General features: G+C 71.2%; 18 protein-coding genes and 1 pseudogene. 6 read left to right on the top strand and 13 right to left on the bottom strand.

Translation table 11 applies throughout. The features are described from left to right. Window positions 1-15: 15 nt before the first annotated feature. Together IG86_RS0129575 and IG86_RS0129565 are read right to left on the bottom strand one after the other, a co-directional pair. Window positions 16-768 (bottom strand): LysR substrate-binding domain-containing protein, encoded by a 753-nt coding sequence (locus IG86_RS0129575; RefSeq protein WP_157854927.1) that lies wholly within the window; start codon window positions 766-768, stop codon window positions 16-18. Between the two features lie 79 nt (window positions 769-847). After that, window positions 848-1741 carry an endonuclease/exonuclease/phosphatase family protein gene (locus IG86_RS0129565; RefSeq protein WP_107051892.1) on the bottom strand — a complete coding sequence of 298 codons (894 nt, stop codon included), beginning with the start codon at window positions 1739-1741 and terminating at the stop codon, window positions 848-850. 64 nt (window positions 1742-1805) lie between these two features. Between IG86_RS0129565 and IG86_RS0129560 the strand changes: the two genes are divergently transcribed. Beyond that, entirely contained in the window at window positions 1806-2921 is a 1116-nt protein-coding gene (locus tag IG86_RS0129560; protein ID WP_030825158.1) for an NADAR family protein, read from the top strand. A 151-nt stretch (window positions 2922-3072) separates the two neighbouring features. Continuing rightward, window positions 3073-4143 (top strand): pentapeptide repeat-containing protein, encoded by a 1071-nt coding sequence (locus IG86_RS39215; RefSeq protein ID WP_051785494.1) that lies wholly within the window; start codon window positions 3073-3075, stop codon window positions 4141-4143. A 123-nt stretch (window positions 4144-4266) separates the two neighbouring features. On the opposite strand, the gene IG86_RS0129550 is transcribed toward IG86_RS39215, so the two are convergent. From IG86_RS0129550 to IG86_RS0129515, 8 genes and pseudogenes are all read right to left on the bottom strand, one after another. Beyond that, window positions 4267-4947, bottom strand: coding sequence for a 2-phosphosulfolactate phosphatase (locus IG86_RS0129550; RefSeq protein WP_030825151.1), 681 nt, complete (start codon window positions 4945-4947; stop codon window positions 4267-4269). 33 nt (window positions 4948-4980) lie between these two features. Further along, on the bottom strand, window positions 4981-5625 hold the full coding sequence (locus IG86_RS0129545; RefSeq protein ID WP_030825148.1) for a GAP family protein: 645 nt from the start codon (window positions 5623-5625) through the stop codon (window positions 4981-4983). Between the two features lie 160 nt (window positions 5626-5785). Beyond that, complete coding sequence (locus IG86_RS0129540) at window positions 5786-7408, bottom strand: MFS transporter (RefSeq protein ID WP_030825146.1); 1623 nt, start codon at window positions 7406-7408, stop codon at window positions 5786-5788. 198 nt (window positions 7409-7606) lie between these two features. Further along, entirely contained in the window at window positions 7607-8752 is a 1146-nt protein-coding gene (locus IG86_RS0129535; protein WP_030900888.1) for an FAD-dependent oxidoreductase, read from the bottom strand. A gap of 211 nt (window positions 8753-8963) precedes the next feature. Next, a pseudogene (locus IG86_RS0129530) lies at window positions 8964-9230 on the bottom strand (DoxX family protein); the annotation flags it as partial. Between the two features lie 69 nt (window positions 9231-9299). Continuing rightward, a complete protein-coding gene (locus tag IG86_RS0129525) occupies window positions 9300-9668 on the bottom strand; it encodes a protein-tyrosine phosphatase family protein (protein WP_324611343.1) in 369 nt (122 codons plus the stop codon). A 140-nt stretch (window positions 9669-9808) separates the two neighbouring features. After that, window positions 9809-10654, bottom strand: a complete 846-nt coding sequence (locus tag IG86_RS0129520; RefSeq protein ID WP_030900884.1) for an alpha/beta fold hydrolase — start codon at window positions 10652-10654, stop codon at window positions 9809-9811. After that, window positions 10651-11244: a TetR/AcrR family transcriptional regulator gene (locus IG86_RS0129515; RefSeq protein WP_030900883.1), complete on the bottom strand. Its 594-nt coding sequence runs from the start codon at window positions 11242-11244 to the stop codon at window positions 10651-10653. Before IG86_RS0129515 ends, IG86_RS0129520 begins: the two co-directional genes overlap by 4 nt. Before the next feature lie 454 nt (window positions 11245-11698). Here IG86_RS0129515 and IG86_RS0129510 point away from each other — a divergent pair, with 454 nt between their 5' ends. Beyond that, window positions 11699-12244, top strand: coding sequence for a GNAT family N-acetyltransferase (locus tag IG86_RS0129510; protein ID WP_030900879.1), 546 nt, complete (start codon window positions 11699-11701; stop codon window positions 12242-12244). Window positions 12245-12383: 139 nt separating this feature from the next. Here the strand turns inward: IG86_RS0129510 and IG86_RS0129505 are convergent, their stop codons facing one another. Further along, complete coding sequence (locus tag IG86_RS0129505; RefSeq protein ID WP_045936983.1) at window positions 12384-12923, bottom strand: hypothetical protein; 540 nt, start codon at window positions 12921-12923, stop codon at window positions 12384-12386. A 254-nt stretch (window positions 12924-13177) separates the two neighbouring features. Here IG86_RS0129505 and IG86_RS0129500 point away from each other — a divergent pair, with 254 nt between their 5' ends. Then, window positions 13178-15250, top strand: coding sequence for a SpoIIE family protein phosphatase (locus IG86_RS0129500; protein WP_030825120.1), 2073 nt, complete (start codon window positions 13178-13180; stop codon window positions 15248-15250). A gap of 210 nt (window positions 15251-15460) precedes the next feature. Next, the gene (locus tag IG86_RS40250; RefSeq protein ID WP_051785493.1) at window positions 15461-15937 is read left to right on the top strand and encodes a hypothetical protein; all 477 of its coding nucleotides are present in this window, start codon (window positions 15461-15463) and stop codon (window positions 15935-15937) included. A 113-nt stretch (window positions 15938-16050) separates the two neighbouring features. On the opposite strand, the gene IG86_RS0129490 is transcribed toward IG86_RS40250, so the two are convergent. Then, window positions 16051-16890 (bottom strand): SDR family oxidoreductase, encoded by an 840-nt coding sequence (locus tag IG86_RS0129490; protein WP_030825114.1) that lies wholly within the window; start codon window positions 16888-16890, stop codon window positions 16051-16053. 91 nt (window positions 16891-16981) lie between these two features. Between IG86_RS0129490 and IG86_RS0129485 the strand changes: the two genes are divergently transcribed. Next, on the top strand, window positions 16982-17353 hold the full coding sequence (locus tag IG86_RS0129485; RefSeq protein ID WP_030825111.1) for a winged helix-turn-helix transcriptional regulator: 372 nt from the start codon (window positions 16982-16984) through the stop codon (window positions 17351-17353). Window positions 17354-17419: 66 nt separating this feature from the next. Here IG86_RS0129485 and IG86_RS0129480 read toward each other — a convergent pair whose 3' ends face one another. After that, entirely contained in the window at window positions 17420-17827 is a 408-nt protein-coding gene (locus tag IG86_RS0129480; protein ID WP_030825108.1) for a RidA family protein, read from the bottom strand. Window positions 17828-17879: the final 52 nt, after the last annotated feature.

Genomic DNA, 17879 nt, shown 5'->3' with positions numbered 1-17879 from the left:
GGGACCACCTTAGGGTCACGCGGTGTGCCCCTCCCGGGCGGCCGTGCGCAGTGCCGCGATCACGGCGGTGGTCGTCGGGTTGGCGTTCTCCGTGTGCGGGGTCGCGGCGAACAGGAGGCGTTGGACCGGGAGGTCGGCGATGGGGACCGCGCGGATTCCGGGTGTGGCCGGGTCGATGGCCGTTCGGGGTACGAGCGCGGTGGCGAGGCCGGATCGGGCGAGGGTGAGCTGGGCGGCGATGTCTGCGGTGACGTAGCGGGGTACGGGGGTGAAGCCGGCCTGTCGGCAGCCTTGCAGGACGGCCTGTCCGCACTCCGTGTTCGGCGGCGGTACGGCGAGAGGGGGCGTGGCCAGTTCCCGCAGTGCGACGGGCCGGTCGTCGCCTCGGCCGGCCGCGGTGACGACGAGCAGGGGATCGTCGAGCAGGGGTGAGACGTCGATGCCCCGGGGCGTCGTGTCGGGCAGGTGGTGATAGCGCTGTCCCAGCACCACGTCGACGGTGCCGAGGGCGAGTTCGCGCAGTTGCGCCTGGTCGGTGATGGAGCAGGTCACCGTGAGCTGCGGGTGGCGTGAACCGAGCGCGGTGAGTGCGGGGGCCACGATCCTGGTGACGGTGGACGGCAGCGCGGCGAGCGTGGCGGTGCGCCACAGGCCCTGCATTTCCATCCCGACTGTCTCGATGCCGTACGCACCGGGCGGAAGACGACCACGGTGCGGTCCGACGGGTTCCGCGATCTTGCCGAGCTGCAGGACAGACTGCGGTTCCACTACCCCGGCATCAGGCCGACCGATGACGCCACCGTCGTTCACTTCCGTCTGACGAGTTGACGGCGTCCGCCGGACACCCCTAGCCCCGGTTCAGGTCGGTGTACAGGACGTGGTGGTCCGAGTACGGGCTGGGGCGGACGTGGTGCGTGCCCTTGCCCGGGGTGATGCCGCGCAGGAAGACGTAGTCGAACTTGCTGTTCCAGTCGGTGGTCGCCGTGCAGGCGTCAGCGGCGGCATCACCGGTCGAGGGGCGGCAGCCGGGGTCCGTGTCCGCGGCCAGGGCCCACATCGGGGCGAGTTCGGGCGCGTACGGCATCGCGTTGAAGTCGCCGAGGACGATCACACGGTCGTGGCGGGCGACTTCCGCGGCGAGTACCTTCACCTGGCCCGCCCTCACCCCGCCCTGGCGGCGCTCGGCGAGGTGGGTGTTGACGACGCGGACGGGCCGGCCGCCCACCAGCGTGGTGACGGCCAGATAGCCGCGGTCCTCGGAGCCTCCGACGGGGTATTCAACGCTCACCCGGTCGGTCATCGGCGCTGCCGAGAGGATCGCCTGGCCGTAGCCGCCCGGCCGCCACGGCAGCCCCCCGCAGCGGTTCCAGTTCCGCAGGACCGCCCCGTACTCGACCCGGTAGACCAGCCCGTGGACCTCCTCCAGATACCTGCGGATCCGCTCGACGTCACGTACGCACGCCTCCTGCAGGCCGATCACCTGCGGCGCGTACGTGGCGATCTCCGTCGCCCGGCCGAAGTCGTTCCCGCTCCCGCACGGGTTGCAGATGTTCCACGTGCCGACCCGGTCCGGTACGACCGCCTCGGCGGCGTCGGACGGCAGCGGCCCGGCGAGGGGGACGCCACCGCTCGGCGCGGCAGGGCCGAGGAACAGCAGCATGCAGACCACGGTCGTCGCGCCCACGGCCCACCGCGCGCCCTTGCTCAGCACGATCGCCTCCCCGGAGTGGACGCACATCATCACACGACACCCGCGCCGCGCAATCGAGGTGCTCGCCGGCCGGTCCGTCCGGCATCATCACGGCATGATCGGCAATCGGATCACCCATCGCACGGCGGACGGCGTCCGCATACCCGGCACCTGGCGGCACGCGTTCATATGCAACGGCGGCTCCTACTTCCTCACCGACCTCTTCATCTACGCCGACGGCCTCGTCGACTGCTGGGAGCTCGTCACCCTGGACGAGTTCGAGCAGAAGCTCCGCTGCGGATGGGTGGCCACCAGCCTTCCGGACGGCGGGCGCGCTTCCGCGCACGACCTGGCCTCGTGGACGTTCGGTGAACCGTTCACCTGGCTGACGCCGGAGCTGCTGCTCGCAGAAGTCCGCGACACCGTCGACGAGCTGAACGGCCGTCCCGACTCGACCGCCCGCTGCCTCGCCGCGGTGGACGTCTTCCTGGCGGCCCGCACGGAGGACAACCGGGCCGCCGCCCTGGCCGCCTACCTGGCCGTCCCCGAGACCGTGCGGCACTACGCGCTCGGCGACATGGACCGCAAGGACCGCCCGCTCAAGGTGCTGGTGGCGGGGCCGGGCGGCCGGATCCCGGACGAGCGCGGAGAAACGGTCACGCGGGAGGAGTACGACGCGGCCGTCGCATACTTCGAGGACCGCGCGCAGTGGCTCGCGAAGGCCCCTTCACGGGTGCCCGCCGACGGCCCGGCCGAGTCCTTCGCCCCCGCGGTCAAGATCTACCACTCGTATCCGCAGCGTGCGCTCGAAGACCCGGGCAAGCAGGCCCTGCGCAACGACTATCCCGCGCCGGTCACCGTCGGCGACGTCACCTACGCGTCGGTGGCGCACGCCTACTGGGCCCGGTCCGTCGCCGAGCCGGAGGCCCGTACCGCAGTCGTGGCGGCGGAATCGGGCGCGAAGGCCCGTACGGCCGCGGCCGCGGCGACGCGGCGCGAAGGCTGGGAGCAGGTCCGGACGGCGGTCATGGCCCGCCTGCTGCGGGCCAAGTACGAGCAGCACCCCGATCTCGCGGCGATCCTGCTCGCCACCGGTGACGCGACCCTGCTCTACGACGACGCCGACTCGGGCTTCTGGGGCGAGAACGGCGGCCGGGGCCGCAACTGGACGGGCCGCCTCCTGGAACTCGTCCGTGCCGAACTGCTGGCCGCGCAGACCCTCGTCGACTGACGCGGAACCGCCCCGGGCGGCAGTTCTTTCCGACGCCGTTCCCTGATCTTGATGTTGCTTCTAGGCTGACGGTGTGGTGGCCAGGGGCGAGCGTTCAGGTCCAGATCCTCGAAGCGTGATGCGTTGGTCGTTGAGCCTGCACGCTGCTGTCGTGCTCTTGCTGTCCGCCTTCTCGGTCTGCATCGTCGCGGTGGTGCTCTGGCTGCTCCTGGGTGCCCCTCGGCTGAATGTGGCCGGACCGCTGAAGCCCGCAGACATCTACGACGGCATCAAGATCGCACTGGCGGTCGTCGCCGGAGCCGGAGGTGTGGTGGCTCTGGTCGTCGGCTACCGGCGCCAGCACCTCAATGAGGTGAGCGAACAGCGCGAGCACGGCAAGGCATTCACCGACCGGTTCGGCGCCGCGGCCGACCAGCTCGGGGCGGATCAACCAGCGGCGCGCATGGCAGGCGCCTACGCCATGGCACGGCTCGCCGACGAGTGGCGCCAGGAGCGTCAGACCTGCATCGACGTCCTGTGCGGCTACCTGAGGATGCCCCATGCTCCGGAGCCCCCGGCCGACGAACCGGCTTCCGTTGCCTGGCGATGTGAACGTGAGATACGCAAGACGGTCCTCCGGCTCATCGCCGCCCATCTGCGAGACGACTCACCCGAATCCTGGCAGGGGTACGATCTCGACTTCAGCGGCGCCGTCATCGACGAGGCGTACTTCCGCGGCGCCCGCTTCACCGGCGGCGACATCGTCTTCGTCAACGCGCTCTTCGTCGGACACGATCGAGACCAGGTGGTCTTCGACGAGGCTGAATTCGGCAGCGGAAGTCGCGTCTACTTCCGCCTCGCCGAGTTCCGCAGCGGGACCGTCCGCTTCGACCGGGCCGTCTTCAACGGAGGCTGGGTCAGCTTCGACAGCGCCCGCTTCACCGGCGCCCGCACGAACTTTCGGGACACCACCTTCAGCGCGGGCGAGGTCCGCTTCGAGGACGCGGAGTTCTCCGACGGTGTCGTCGATTTCGCAGGCTCCACCTTCGGCGGCACCGTCATGGACTTCGGCGAGCACCGCCTCCAGAGCCTCCACGCCACGATCCCAGCGGCCCGTTTCACCGGCGGGACCGTCGATTTCTCCCGTACCGCGACGTTCACCCACCCCCCACGCTTCGGCCTGCAGACACCGCCCGAAGGACTCTTGCTACCGCCTGGCACCGACATCTCCGACCTGCCCTGAAAACGGGGCCCCGGCAGCGCCTGCACGAGGCCGTGGAGCCAGGCGATCGTCCGCTCGACAAACCACCGGCGGATTCCACATCCGGATCCGTTCGGGACTCCGCGGTGGGTGATCTGTTGTCGCTCAGCCGGATTCGCCCAGGGGGCGTAGGACCATGAGCGGGCCTTCCGAGGTCGCCACCATGGCGAAGGGGAACCGGTCGACCTCAAGGCAGAGCGCTACATCGTCAGGATGGACTCCTTGGCGCACACCCTCCGCCAGTTCGGCGGCGGCGCGTGACCGGGCCGCGCGGTGGAGGAACTCGGCCGCGTCCGTCCCGGCCTCGGTGGTTCTCCGGGCGATGTACTGGGCGCACGCCAGATCTTCCTCGGCCCGCCCGGCTTCACCGGTGACCACGAACGTGACACAGTCGGCCCCGCGCGTCCGCAAGAGCCGAGCCGTTGCCTCCGCCACCACGAAGCCGGCGCACAGCACCAGCGACGCCTCCTTGACCGCAAGGGCTCCGACCGTTCCTGCCGTGGTCTTCTGCACGACGGTCCGTCCGCCGAGGTCGACGGATCGCAGCAGGCCCGGCGAGTTGACCAGGTCGAACCCGGGAGCGGGCGGACCGTCCTTCAGCGCCACCCAATCCGGGTGGCGGGCCTTGAGCGCCAGGGCCTCCTCCAGCGACCCGGCAAGAACGATCTTTTCTGCCCCCTGGGCGAAGGCCCAGGCCGCCACGGTGAAGGCACGCATGACGTCGACCACGACTGCCACGGACGGGACTTCCAACAGATCGGCTGTGCCGAGGAATCGAGTGTCCATTCGGGTCATGATCGCGCATGCCGACCCCGGCCGTCAGGCGATCAGCTCGTAAGCGCTCCGGGCCGTCAGCCACAGGCCGGCGAGCAGGGAGAGCGTGACGATCAGCTGCTCCTGGTGCTGCTCCAGCCAGCTCCGCAGGGCGTTCAGCCGGGCGTCCGCGGCCGCGGGTGCCCGGAGCGCGTACATCTCCATGACGATGAGGCTGAGCGTGGCCAGCAGGCAGTAGCCGGTCAGTGCGAGCCAGTCGGTGGGGGTGGAGAGGTCCGCGTCGACGGCGGTCGCGGCGCCGGCGCCTACCAGTGCCCAGGGTTGCAGCAGCCATGCCAGGCCGGCCGCGGTGGCCGGGGAGGCGTTGTCGATCCGGGCGGCCCAGCGCGGTGGGCCGTGCGGGCGGGGCGGTCGGCGGTGCCGGTGGGCGCCGTACAGCACCAGAGCCACACCGATGGCGAGTTTCGCCGCGATCGCGGCGGTGGAGGGCGCGCTGTGGCGGGCCGGGGGCTGTCCGCCGGTCAGCAGCATCACGCAGGCGATGACCGCGATCAGGTTGGCCAGCCACGACAGCAGGAACGCCAGGCCCTGGCGGACGCCGCGCCGTGAGGAGAGAAGCAGGATGAAGGCGCTGTTGTGCAAAGGCCCCAAGGTGACGGCCGTACCGATCACCACCAGGTCGAGGACCACAGGATCCGCTCCTGGGTGTCAGGACCGTCTGCCACGCGTGAGGGGTGGTACCGGTCAACAGAGTCGGGCGGTGCAGCGGTGCTGCGGTCTTGCGGTCTTGCGGTGCTGCATCCCGACTCTGCAGGTGGCGGCCCTGCTGGTCAAGCAGGCCACGCCCGCGTCAGGCTCCCGGTCCGCTCCGCCTCGCGGTGGCGGCCGCGGCGGAGTCCTCGGCGTAGTAGCGCCGCAGGAGTTCCCGCTCGGCGTCCCGGTGCGGGAACATGAAGAAGATCAGCAGCGCACCCAGGGCGATCGCGGCCAGGCCGACGGTGTACGCCCAGTCGTCGCCGTGGAGGAACGACTGGCGTGCTGCCGCGACGATCTGGTCGGCGTACTGGGGGTGCTGCTGGGCGACCTGCCCGGCGGAGGCGAAGGACTTCGTCAGCTCGCTCTGGACCTGGTCCGACACGTCCTTGCTCTCGGGGGAAGCGGCGATCGCCGCGCTGAAGGCCGAGGCATAGCCGGCGGTGAGGAGCACGCCCATGACGGACTGCATGATGGCCCCGCCGAGGTCCCGTTGCAGGTCGGCGGTGCCCGAGGCCATGCCGGCCCGTCGCACGGGCACCGATCCGGTCAGCGAGTGGGATGCGGGCGTCCCGGCGAAGCCGGCGCCGATACCGATGAGCACGTAGGCGAGGCCGATCTGCCAGTAGCTGCTGTCCTCGCCCCAGAACAGCAGCATCCAGGCGAAGGCGAGGAAGAGGAACGTGTAACCGGTCAGCAGGGTCGTGCGGGCGCCGCGCGTCTCGACCAGCTTCGCGGACCGCGGTGCCACGAGGACCATCAGCACGACGAGCGGGAGGATGGCGGCGCCGGCTTCGACGGGGTTGTACTCGAGCACGTTCTGCAGGTACTGCTGGCTGATGAACGCCGACCCCATCATGGAGCCGTACACGATGATTCCCGCGCATGCGGCGACCCAGAACGTGCGCCGGCCGGCGATGTGGAGGTCGTACAGCGGGTTGGCGGCGCGGCGCTGACGCCAGTAGAACGCCGCTCCGGCAGCCAGAGTGATCACGACGAGGCCGACGACCAGTGCCCCCTGGCCGGGGACGACGGCGAAATTGATCGCCAGCACCAGTCCCGCGATCAGGAGGACGGACAGGACGCCGCCGAGGTTGTCCACCGGTTCGGCCGACTCGTTGGCGTGCGCGGGGACGAACAGCAGGGCCATGACCAGCGCGACCACGGCGAGGGGCAGGGTGATCAGGAACACCGACCCCCAGTAGAAGCGTTCGAGCAGCGCGCCCGCGATCACCGGCCCGAGCATGGAGATGCCGCCTCCCAGGGCCGACCACAGCGCGATCGCCTTCGTCCGCCCCGGTCCCGCCCACAGGGCGGTGATCAGCGCCAGGGTGGTCGGGTAGGCCATGCCGGCCGAGAGCCCGCCGAGGATCCGGGCCAGCGCGAGGACGGTGTCGTTCGGCGCGAACGCGGCGAGCAGGCAGGCGGGGACGGACAGGGCGATGCCGAGGAGCAGCAGCAGCTTGCGTCCGTGACGGTCGCCGACCGCACCCAGATAGAGCACCGACGCGGCCAGGCCGAGGGAGTACCCCACGGCGATCAGGTTCAGCGTGGTCTGGGAGGAGTCGAAGGCCTTCCCGATCGCGGGCAGCGCCACGTTGGCCACCGACAGGTTCAGGTTGGCCACCGCGGCGACGATGATCAGGGACGCCAGGACGAGCGACGCCCGCGCCGGGGCCTCACCCGGAACGTCGATGCCAGGCGCGCCGATTTTCGACATGGAACCTCCGGGGCGAAGTGGGGCTTCGCGAGAGTCTTGCCTGATCCACCGCCCCGCACATCGCCCCATTGGGATGAAACGCCCGCCGTCGCTGACGCGGTCCGCACGCCCGTGACCGATGTCGATGGGCGCGGATGCCGCTCCGCCCGCGGTTGGCCGACGGCGGGACGGAGGGCAGTAGACCGGCGCCTCAGCGGCTCATGTGCGGTTCTTCTCGGTGACCATGTCGATCAGACTCCGGGCGGTGTTGTGCTCGGAGTCGATGCTGGGGACCTCACCGCCTTCGAAGGTGGCGGGCTCGGCGCTGCGGGGGAACATGGCCCGCTCGTACTCGGTGAGCGCGGCCTCGACGTCGTCGGGGTGCGCGGCGAGGGCCCTGCCGAGTTCGGCGCCGTCGTACATGGCCAGGTTGGCACCTTCGCCGTTCGGGGGCGCGAGGTGGGCGGCGTCGCCGAGCAGGGTGACCCCTGGCACCCGGTCCCACCGGTGCCCGGTCGGCAGGGCGTAGTGGGGGCGCAGGACCGGCGCTGTGTCGCCGTCGGTGATCAGCGCGGTGAGTTCCGGTGCCCAGCCGTCGAACTCGGCCGCGATCCGCGCGGTGGCCGCGGCGGCATCGGTGAAGTCGATGGCGGCGAACCAGTCCTGCGGCCGGCTGAGCGCCACGTAGGTGTGCAGGGTGTCGCCGCTTTCCCGGTGGGCGAAGATCTCCCTGCCCGGCGCGGGCGCGATCAGCATCCCGCCGCCGACCGCTTTCGCGGCGGCCGGGTGGCGGGTGTCGGCGTGGAACAGGTACGTCTCGACGAACGACGTGCCGGCGTACTCGGGTGTGGCGGTGGAGAGCAGCGGCCGTACCCGTGACCAGGCGCCGTCCGCGCCGACCAGCAGGCCGGTGACGACGGTGCCGCCGTCGGCGAACGTCACCTCGTGGCGGCCCGGGCCGAGGGTGCGGGTGCTGCTGACCTTGTGCCCCCACCGGACGGTGCCGGCCGGGAGGGAGTCGAGCAGGACCTGCCGTAACTCGCCGCGGTGCACCTCGGGGCGGCCGCCCGTGCCGTCGTCGGCCTCGTCGAGCAGGACGGTCCCGTCCTGGTCGAGGACCCGCATCGCCTGGCGGCCCTCCAGGACGATGGCGTGGAACTCGTCCATCAGGCCGGCGGCGTCGAGGGCGAGCTGTCCGTTGTGGTCGTGGATGTCGAGCAGGCCTCCCTGCGTGCGTTCCGTCGGGGAGGACTCCGCCTCGTAGACCGTGGCCGGGATTCCGTGGACGTGCAGGACGCGGGCCAGAGTGAGTCCGCCGAGTCCGGCGCCGATGATGGTGACGGGCATGGGTATGGGCGTGTGCATGGTGACTCCTCGGGATCGGGCCGCCCGGTGAGTGGTGGTCGGCCGTTTTCCGGAACATTGCCGGGCCCCGCCGACACGCCGCCGACGTCGAACCGGCAGCCGCCGATGGATGACCGACACCGCGTATCGGTCCGTGTCGAAGTGGAGGACGACGTGTGGTGCTCAGGCGGGCGTGCCCGCCGTCGCTTCACCGGTCGAAGACGGTGCCGGTTCACAGCCGGACGGCAAGCCAGATGGCCACGGCCGCGGCCACGACGAGTCCGGCGTTGAGTGCGATGCGGCGGTCTCGACCGGTCAAGTGGACGATGATCGCGCCGATTTGCAGAAGTGTGAGGCCGATGGCCTCGGCCGGCGCGAGCGTTGGGGCGATGCCGGTCAGTGGCGGCAGCACCAGGCCGGTGGCGCCGAGCATTTCGACCGCCCCCAGCGCCCTGAGGGCGGGCAGGGGTATGCGGTCGACCCAGGCCATCATCGGTCGGGGCCCGGGGCAGTGCGCTGGTCAGCGCGTCGAGTGCAGGCTCGCGGCAAGGAACAGCGGGTGGATGGTTCAGCCGAGGGTGTCGAGTCCGGTCAGAAGGCAGGCCACCTGCAGCCCGGTGGTGAGGTACTGCTCGAAGGTCTCGTTGTTCAGGGCTCGCGGAGACCGTTTCTGCCGGATGAGGCTGATGGCTGCGTCAGGTGTGTGGCCCAGCTCGATGAGGGACTGTGCGATGACCAGTCCCGAGCGGTTGTAGCCGGAGTGGCAGCGCACGAGCACGGTGCGGCCGCCCCGCACCGCGTGTGCCGCGGTGCCCGCCAACTCCTGGACGGAGAGGATCTGACCGGCGGTGAGCGGGCCGTCGGGGAGTTCGGTGATCAGGTGCTGGACTGCCGGGTGTGGACCGTGGCCCGCGCGCGTGAACAAGCTGATGACCACGTCGAATTCGTCACCTGCAACAGCCGGCCGAACTCCGCCGGTGTTGTCGGTCCAGAAATGTCCGCCCATCCAGAGTCCTGGTCTGATCTCGCTCCATGGCTCGTCGGGCTCGGGGACGTCGCGGTCTTTTCGGCGAGTTTTCATTCCGCTCCTTGGAATGCCTTCCGGAGGGCTTCGCCGAACTCGGCGGGGTGCGTGGTCAGGCCGGTGTGCCCGCCGGGGAAGTGCCGGAGTTCCGTGCCGAGGTGCTCGGCCAGAAAGGCGGCGGGCCGGTAGGGCAGCTCGCCGTGCGAGTCCTGGCCGCAGGCGAGCACCAGCCGGTCCGACAGTGCCTCCAGCCGGTGGACGTCCGGGGCGTAGGACATGAAGCTCGGCACGATGCGCCCGACGAAGTACGGCAGGTTCGCCATCGTCCGCTCGGCCCGCGCAGCTGCCTGCGGTGGCAGCTCGATCTCGGCCTTCGGCTCGGTGGGGGCTGCGCCGTCCTTCTTGAGACCCGCGGCGAACACGGCCATCGCCGGCATGAGCCCCTCCGCGTGGAACGTTGCCTGTACGCGTGCGATGAGCGCGCGGTGTTCGGGGGCGTCGGGCAGGACCTCCACTACCGGCGGCTCGTGCGCCACGAGGCGTTCGATGCGTTCGGGGCGGGTGGTGAGCAGGTGCAGGGCGGCGATCGCTCCGGAGCTGGACCCGAACACCCGGGCGGGCTCGTCGGGCGACAGCAGTTCCAGTATCCGCAAGGCGTCGTCGGCGTGTTCGGCCACGCTCTGCTCGGCTTCGGGGTCGTCCAGCGTGCTTCTTGACATGCCGCGCGGGTCGTACGTCGCGACGGTGTGTTCGGCGGCCAGGTCGTCGGCGATGCCGTCGAAGGCGGCCGCGCCGCCCGCCCCTCCGGGGATCAGCAGCAGGAGCGGACCCCGGCCGCGCACTTCGTAGTGCAGGGTCGCGCCGTTCACGCGCAGGGCGCCGACGGTCGGGACGGTCATGCGGATTCTCCTTCTCGGGACGGGGGCCAGTGCTCCAGGAGGGTGTGGAGGGCGTCGAGTGCGCGGACCCAGGACTGCTGCGGCGAACGCTCGTGCGCGAACCCGCCCGCGGCCTCCAGGGCGACGAAGCCGTGGAACGTGCTGCGCAGCAACCGGACCGCGTCGGTCAGGTCGGGCTCGGTCAGTCCGTAGCCGCGCAGCATGCCGTAGGTCAGTTCGACCGCGCGCCGCGGTCCGGCCGCCGTTGCGGCCAGGCCGGGGTCGATCCGGATCCCGGTCTGCGTCGCCGCGTAGCGGCCCGGATGCTGGTGGGCGTACTCGCGCCAGGCGTCGGCGAACGCGACCAGCGCGTCCTTGCCCGCCCGTCCGGAGGTCGCCTCCGCGATACGGATCGTCTTCTCGTCCGCCGCCAGCAGCGCGATCCGGCCGCGCAGGTCCTCCAGACTGCGCACGTGCGTGTAGAGGCTCGCATCCCTCACGCCCAGTCGCCGCGCCACCTGCGACATGGTCACCTGGTCGAGCCCGACCTCGTCCGCCAGCTCGGCACCCGCGACCGTCACCCGCTGCGCCGTCAGCCCTGCCCGCGCCATGCGCCCTCCTCTTCTACCTAGGACACCTAGGTTTAACCAAGAACCCCTAGGAAAGGCAAGGCTGTAGAGGACCCCTCTCGATCGAGACCCGGGCGCCCCAGGGCGCTGCGGCCGTCAGGTGCGCGGTCGGGGCCGCCAGCGCGGCGTCGGAGCCCGTCCCCGCGGGGACCCGCAGCCCGTGGGGGTGGCGGACCTGGCGGCTGCCGTCGCCGTCGCTCGGCTCGGGAGGTCGTCCGGTCGGCACCACCGGGCACCGCATGACCTTGCTGGGGATCCACAAAGGCAGGTTCACGCGTGGCGCGCCACCCCGCGGCCCGGGCAGCCACCCGCCCGTCACCAGACCGCGGAGTCCGAGCGGATCGTGCGGGCCGTGGTTGGAGGTCCCGCGGTCAGCGGGACGCGATCCGCTTCGGAGGCCGTTCCGTTGTCCGTGCGGGCTGGCATGCTCCTCGTCATGACGGACGACAGCCTGCCCCGACTCGCCCAGATCACCGACGTCCAAGAGGTGGCGCCCGAACTGCGGCACCAGCTGATCGACTGCTGGATCGAGGTCACCAACGCGGGGGGCGCCGCCGGATTCCCCTTCCCGCCGGTCGACCGCGGCCACGTGGCACCGGTCGCGGACGAACTCCTCCGCCGTCTGCACCCGCAGCGGAGCCGGCTCGTCACCGCCGGGTTCGGCGGCGTCCTCGCCGGATGGGTCGTCCTCCGGCGTGATCCCGACCGGCTCGTCGGACACTGGGGCACGGTTCACCACCTCCAGACCCGCCCCGGGTTCCGTCGCCGCGGAGTCGCGTCCGCCCTCATGCGGGAGCTGCCGAGGATCGCCCGCGCCGAACTGGGGCTCGAACAACTCCACCTCGCGGCCCGGGGAGGAGAGGGCCTGGAGGACTTCTACGCAGGCCTCGGCTGGCGGGAGGTGGGCCGCTGGCCCGGAGCCCTGCGCCTGGCCCCCGACGACACGCGGGACGAGGTCCTGATGCTCCTCGACACCCTCTGACCCGGCCCGGCCGACCGACCTCTCCGAGTGATCACGCCCCGGCCCCGGACGCCCCGCGACGCCTCCCGGTGCGGGACCGGGAGGCGTCCGGGCGTGGGCAGGGCGTGGGGCGGGTGGCTCAGCGCAGCGGTTGCACGGATCAGCGGAACAACATGGACGCGTCCCCGGCCGGGGTGGTCACCGAGCCCGGGCACAGGAAGCTGCCCGAGGCCTTGGTGGCGGTGAAGGCCCGGTTGACGTACTTGCGGCTCGTACCGTCGCGGTCCCACACGATGTTCGTCGCCTTGTAGCGGCAGGAGATGAAGCTCTGCCTGCCGGTGATGTCGATCAGGTCGGTCCGGGCCGTGCCGGCCGCGTCGTCGAACGTGAAGGCCGGGTTGTTGTTGAGGGAGGCGGCGATGCCGCCACCGCAGGCGAGATTGCCTCCGGGTGTGTTGATCGTGGTGCGGTCGACGGTGAGGGCGCTCGGGGCGGCGGCGCTGGTGCTCCCGTTCGTCCAGCTACAGCTGTTGCCGGCGACCACCATCACCCCGTCGACCTTCTGGTCGGCGGTCGGGGCGGCGGGGCCTTGCGCGAGCGCGGTGCCGGTGCCGGCCAGACCCGCCGCGACGACGAGTGTCGCGATCGAGGCGGCGCGTGCGAGTCGTGTGGTGCGGGAGATGGGCGTGGTGTGCCTCATGGGTCGCTCCTCCATGCCACGTACTGGTGGGGGTGGGCGAGGCGCTGGGCCTCTCAGGGGGTGCGGAGTGCGTGCCGGGAGCGTCCCACAGCCACCTTGAAGTGTCAGGAGCCTGTCAGGTGCATGGCAATATTTGGCTGGAATTACCGGTCGGTACGACCTGCGGGCGGGAGTTCCGCGGCGAGATCGCCGTGAGGTCCGCCTCCCGGATGACGGGCACAATGAGGGGAGACCTCGACGAAGGGGGACCTCTGATGCCATCGGACCGGCCCGGGGGTGCGGACGCCGACGCCCCCGGTCCGATCCGGTCCGAGCCGGGGTCCCTGCTGGAACACGTGCCCGTGGCCGTCTTCGGCCTGGACGACGAGGAGCGGGTCCGCTACTGGGGCCCGGGCGCCCGCAACCTCTTCGGCTACGCGCCCGAGGAGATCCTCTCCCGGCCCGCCTCGCTGCTCTTCCCCGACGCCGCCCCCGGAACCCCCGGCGGGGCCGCTCAGCTGGTGGAACGCGGCCTGAGCCTCGGCTACTGGCGGGTCCGGATGCCCGCCCGGCACCGCGACACCGGGGTCTTCGACTGCGGGTTCCGGGTGTTCCCGGTGACCGGGACCGCGGGCGACTCCGTGATCATGGGCCTGGCCAGCAGGGGCGACGAACTCAACCGGGTCAAGACGAACCTCGCCTTCCTCGACGCGCTCTTCGAGACCTGCCCGATCGGCCTCGTCATGCTCGACGAGGAGCTGCGCTACGTCCACCTCAACCAGGTGCTGGCCGACATGGACGGACTCCCGGTGCGGGATCACCTGGGGCGGCGCATGACCGACATCATGATCACGTCCGACGGGGGCGAGTACGAGCGCATGCTGCGGGCCGTGGCCGAGAAGGGACGGCCCCTCGTCGGCGCGCTGGTGGGGCTGCGCACCCCGGGCCGGCCCGACCGCGACCAGGTCCGCTCCGTGAGCTTCTTCCCGCTGAGCGGGGCGGGTGACACCCGGACCGGGGTGGGCGGGCTGCTCGTCGACGTCACCGACCGCGAGCTGGCCCTGCTCGAAGCGACGGCCGCCCGGCAGCGGCTGGACCTCCTGGACCGCGCGTCGGCCCAGGTCGGCACGACCCTGGACCTGGAGGTCACCGCCCGCGAGCTGATCGACGCCGTGATGCCCGACTTCTGCGACGCCGCCGTCGTGGAAATGGTCGAGTGGATGTACGAGGACGAGCGGTTCGACCCGGAGCTGCCGCTGACCGCCCGCCGGATCGCCACCGGCACCGTCCTCCCGCCGCCCGCGCCCGAGCTGGTCGGGGGCCTGGAGCGGGTCACGTACCCGCCGGGCTCCGGCATCCACCAGATGATGAGCACCGGCCGCCCGCTCCACGTCGTCGTCGACGAGGACTTCGCCACCCGCACCGCCGCCCACCAGGACCGTGCCCGTCTGCTGCTCGACAGCGGGCTGGGCGGCATCGTCATCGCCCCGCTCATCGCACGGGGCACGGTGCTGGGCATCGCGATGTTCGGCCGGTCCGTCACCCGTACGCCCTTCAATGACCAGGACGTCACCCTCGCCGGCGAGCTGGCCTCCCGCGCCGCGCTGTGCCTGGACAACGCGCGCCTGTACGGGCGGGTACAGGACATCGCGCTGACCCTCCAGCGCGCCCTCCTGCCCAGCGCCGTGGCATCGGGCGCCCACGTGAGCGTCGCCCACCGCTACCTCCCCGGCAGCCGGATCACCGAGGTCGGCGGCGACTGGTACGACGTGATCAACCTGCCCGGCGACCGGGTCGCGCTGGTCGTCGGGGACGTCATGGGGCACGGCGTACCGGCCGCCGCGTCGATGGGCCGGCTGCGCATCACAGCCAAGGCCCTCGCCGCCCACACCCGCACCCCCGAGGCGCTGCTCACCGAACTCGACACATGCGCCCAGGAGTCCGGCATCCAGCTCGCCACCTGCCTGTACCTCGTCTACGACCCGCACACCGGGCGCGCCCGCATCGCGAACGCCGGCCATCCGCCGCCCCTGCTGCGCCACCCGGACGGCACCGTCCAGACCATCGGCGAGGGCCTGGGGATCCCGCTGGGGGTGGGCGGTGTCCCCTACCGGTCGTCGGCGATCGACCTGCCCGAGGGCGCCGTGCTCGCCCTCTACACCGACGGCCTCATCGAGGCGCGCGGCCAGGACATCGGGGCCGGCCTGGACGCGCTGCGGGAACAGCTCCGCACGGTGACGGGCTCACTGGAGGAAGCCGCGGACCGCATCATCGGGAACCTGCTGCCCGACGAGGCCACCGACGACACGGTCCTCGTCCTGGCCCGCATCCGCCGCGCCGTCGCCTAGCGCTCCGGCCCGGGCCGCTTCATTGAATCACCGAGCCGTCGCCGCCGGAGCGAGCGCCGAGGCGGCTGCTTCTCGTCAAGTCACTTCTTTTCGTGGCAGGCAGTGGATTGCGTACGCGGGCCTACTGGAGGCGTGGCCTCCCCGAACGCGGCGAGGCCGGCTCGTTCCAGCGGCTTCTTCCCGCCGGAGACACATTTCAAGGAGCACACCATGGCCCACGACCTCCACACCCCCACCACCGGACGGCACCTCTCGCGCCTCGGCATCTGCATCACAGCGGTGGTCTTCGCCGCCGGCGCCTTCACACTGCCGGCATCCGCTGCGATGGGCTCCCCGTCCCAGCCCCCGGTCAAGAGCGGCAGCGCCGAGGATCCCAACGGCCGGCCGGACGGCCAGTGCAAGTCCGGTTACGTCTACCGCGACGAACGGGATGCCGCGCACGCCAAGAACCCCACCCGCCAACCCGGCACCAACCAGTGCCAGTCCGGCTACGTCTACCGCGACAGCTACGAAGGCGACGGCGTCTGCGTCACGCCGGAGGAGCGGGACAAGTGGCATGAGTTCAACCCCAATCGCCAGCCGGGCACCAACCAGTGCAAGTCCGGCTACGTCTGGCGTGACGCATGGGACGGCGACGACACCTGCGTCACGCCGAAAGAGCGGGACAAGTGGCACGTCCGCTTCTGAGGGCGCGGGTGCCGGCTGAGAGTGGACTGCGTACGCGTGGTGGAGTCGCCCGAAGCGGCTCCACCACCCCGGGTACCGGGCCGCAGCCGGTCGGCAGTGCTGATCAGTCAGCCTCAGCGGAACGCGGCGGCATTGCGGGTTGCCCAGTCGGCGAAGGGCCGCGGGGCGCGGCCGAGGACCTGCTGGACGTCCGGGCTGACGCGCAGTTCGGCCGGGCTCGGGGAACCGAGGATGTCCAGGGTGTCGTCGGCGAGTTCTGCCGGCATGCTCCGGGTCATGGCGGTCTTGGCTTCGTCACGGGTGAGTTCGTGGAACGTCACCGGTGAGCCCAGCGCGGCAGCGATGGCCTGTGCCTGCTGGCGGGGAGTGATGACCTCCGGGCCGGTCAGCTCGTACACACTGCCGGTGTGCCGGTCGTCCAGCAGGCAGGCCGCCGCGACTGCGGCGATGTCCGCCGGGTCGACGACCGGCACACCGACGTCGCCGAACGGCGCGGCGACGGTTCGCCGCGCCCGGACGGACTCGGCCCACCACAGGGCGTTGGAGGCGAAGCCGCCGGGCCGCAGGACGGCCCACTCCGGTCCGGACGTGCGCAGTGTGTCCTCCAGCGCGCGCATCGCGATCCGCGTCGGGCCGAAGGGCCTGGTCGTCACGCCCAGCGTGGAGAGCAGGACGACCCGGCGGACCCCGCCGGCCGCAGCTTCGCCGATGATGTCGGCCGGGCCGGCTCCAGCGGAGTGCAAGTCGCCGGACAGCAGCAGGAACAACGACTCCGCCCCGGCCAGCGCAGGCCTGAGGCCGGCCGGCTCGGCCAGGTCTGCCACCACGTGGCGGACCCCGTTCGGCACCGGGGCCGGGTGCCGCGAGACGGCCGTCACCTCCTGACCCGCCTCCGCCAGCGCCTGCGTCAACGGCCGGCCGATGTTGCCGGTAGCCCCGGTCACCACGATCATGATCAGCTCCTCGTCGGAAGTCCTCTTGGGCCTTGACGCTATGAGCCGGGCTAACCATTCGTAAGGACATACCCCTGGGTAAGCTCATCCCGTGACGGATAGCCAGCAGCTCAACCAGGCCGGGCCGGTGCAGCGGTATGACGTGTTTCACACGGACTGCCCCGCGCGCAATGTGGTCGACCACGTGACCAGCAGGTGGGGCATCTGGGTGCTGATCTCCTTGCGCAGCAACGACCTCCGGTTCTACGAGCTGCGCGAGAGCATCCACGGCATCAGCGAGAAGATGCTCGCCCAGACCCTGCGCACGCTGGTCCAGGACGGCCTGGTCTGGCGGGAGGTCGAGCCGACGACGCCGCCTCAGGTCACCTACGGGCTGACCGAGTTCGGCCGGGAACTCGGCGAGCCTCTGACCGAGCTGTTCGACCGGATCACACGGCGGCTGCCACCGCGCAGCGCGCAATAGCGCGGTAGTCACCCCTGGGGCCCATCAGGACGGCGCGCGTCGTCGGCCGGGCGCAGGAGCAACCGTTCAGTCGATGACGGCGACGGCTTCGACCTCGACGAGGTGCTCGGGTACGTCCAGGGCCGCCACGCCCAGGAGCGTGGCCGGCGGGACCGGTACGGTCCCCAGCTTCGCGGCCGCCCGGCTGATTCCCTCCATCAGCAGGGACATCTTGTCGGGGGTCCAGTCGACGACGTAGACGGTCAGTTTCGCCACGTCGTCGAAGGTGGCGCCGGCGTCGGCGAGGGCGGTGGAGACGTTCAGGTAGCACTGCTCGACCTGAGCGGCGAGGTCCCCTTCGCCGACGGTGACGCCGCCGGCGTCCCAGGCGACCTGCCCGGCGACGAAGACCAGCTTCGACCCGGTCGCGATCGACACCTGCCTGTACGCGTCGATCTGCGGCAGTCCGTTGGGGTTCACCAGGGTGATGGCCATGATGCGTCTCCATTCGCGATGAGCTCCCGTGTGCTCGCTTCCCTCGAGCACA

The organism is Streptomyces virginiae (genome assembly GCF_000720455.1).
Classification (GTDB): domain Bacteria; phylum Actinomycetota; class Actinomycetes; order Streptomycetales; family Streptomycetaceae; genus Streptomyces; species Streptomyces virginiae.
This window is presented reverse-complemented; position numbering and strand designations above follow the sequence as displayed.

Bases quoted from the DNA above. Each gene is read 5' to 3' on its own strand.
- IG86_RS0129565 (WP_107051892.1), bottom strand. From the start codon at position 1,741: ATGATGTGCGTCCACTCCGGGGAGGCGATCGTGCTGAGCAAGGGCGCG.
- IG86_RS0129560 (WP_030825158.1), top strand. From the start codon at position 1,806: ATGATCGGCAATCGGATCACCCATCGCACGGCGGACGGCGTCCGCATA.
- IG86_RS0129550 (WP_030825151.1), bottom strand. From the start codon at position 4,947: ATGGACACTCGATTCCTCGGCACAGCCGATCTGTTGGAAGTCCCGTCC.
- IG86_RS0129540 (WP_030825146.1), bottom strand. From the start codon at position 7,408: ATGTCGAAAATCGGCGCGCCTGGCATCGACGTTCCGGGTGAGGCCCCG.
- IG86_RS0129535 (WP_030900888.1), bottom strand. From the start codon at position 8,752: ATGCACACGCCCATACCCATGCCCGTCACCATCATCGGCGCCGGACTC.
- IG86_RS0129520 (WP_030900884.1), bottom strand. From the start codon at position 10,654: ATGACCGTCCCGACCGTCGGCGCCCTGCGCGTGAACGGCGCGACCCTG.
- IG86_RS0129515 (WP_030900883.1), bottom strand. From the start codon at position 11,244: ATGGCGCGGGCAGGGCTGACGGCGCAGCGGGTGACGGTCGCGGGTGCC.
- IG86_RS0129510 (WP_030900879.1), top strand. From the start codon at position 11,699: ATGACGGACGACAGCCTGCCCCGACTCGCCCAGATCACCGACGTCCAA.
- IG86_RS0129505 (WP_045936983.1), bottom strand. From the start codon at position 12,923: ATGAGGCACACCACGCCCATCTCCCGCACCACACGACTCGCACGCGCC.
- IG86_RS0129500 (WP_030825120.1), top strand. From the start codon at position 13,178: ATGCCATCGGACCGGCCCGGGGGTGCGGACGCCGACGCCCCCGGTCCG.
- IG86_RS40250 (WP_051785493.1), top strand. From the start codon at position 15,461: ATGGCCCACGACCTCCACACCCCCACCACCGGACGGCACCTCTCGCGC.
- IG86_RS0129490 (WP_030825114.1), bottom strand. From the start codon at position 16,890: ATGATCGTGGTGACCGGGGCTACCGGCAACATCGGCCGGCCGTTGACG.
- IG86_RS0129480 (WP_030825108.1), bottom strand. From the start codon at position 17,827: ATGGCCATCACCCTGGTGAACCCCAACGGACTGCCGCAGATCGACGCG.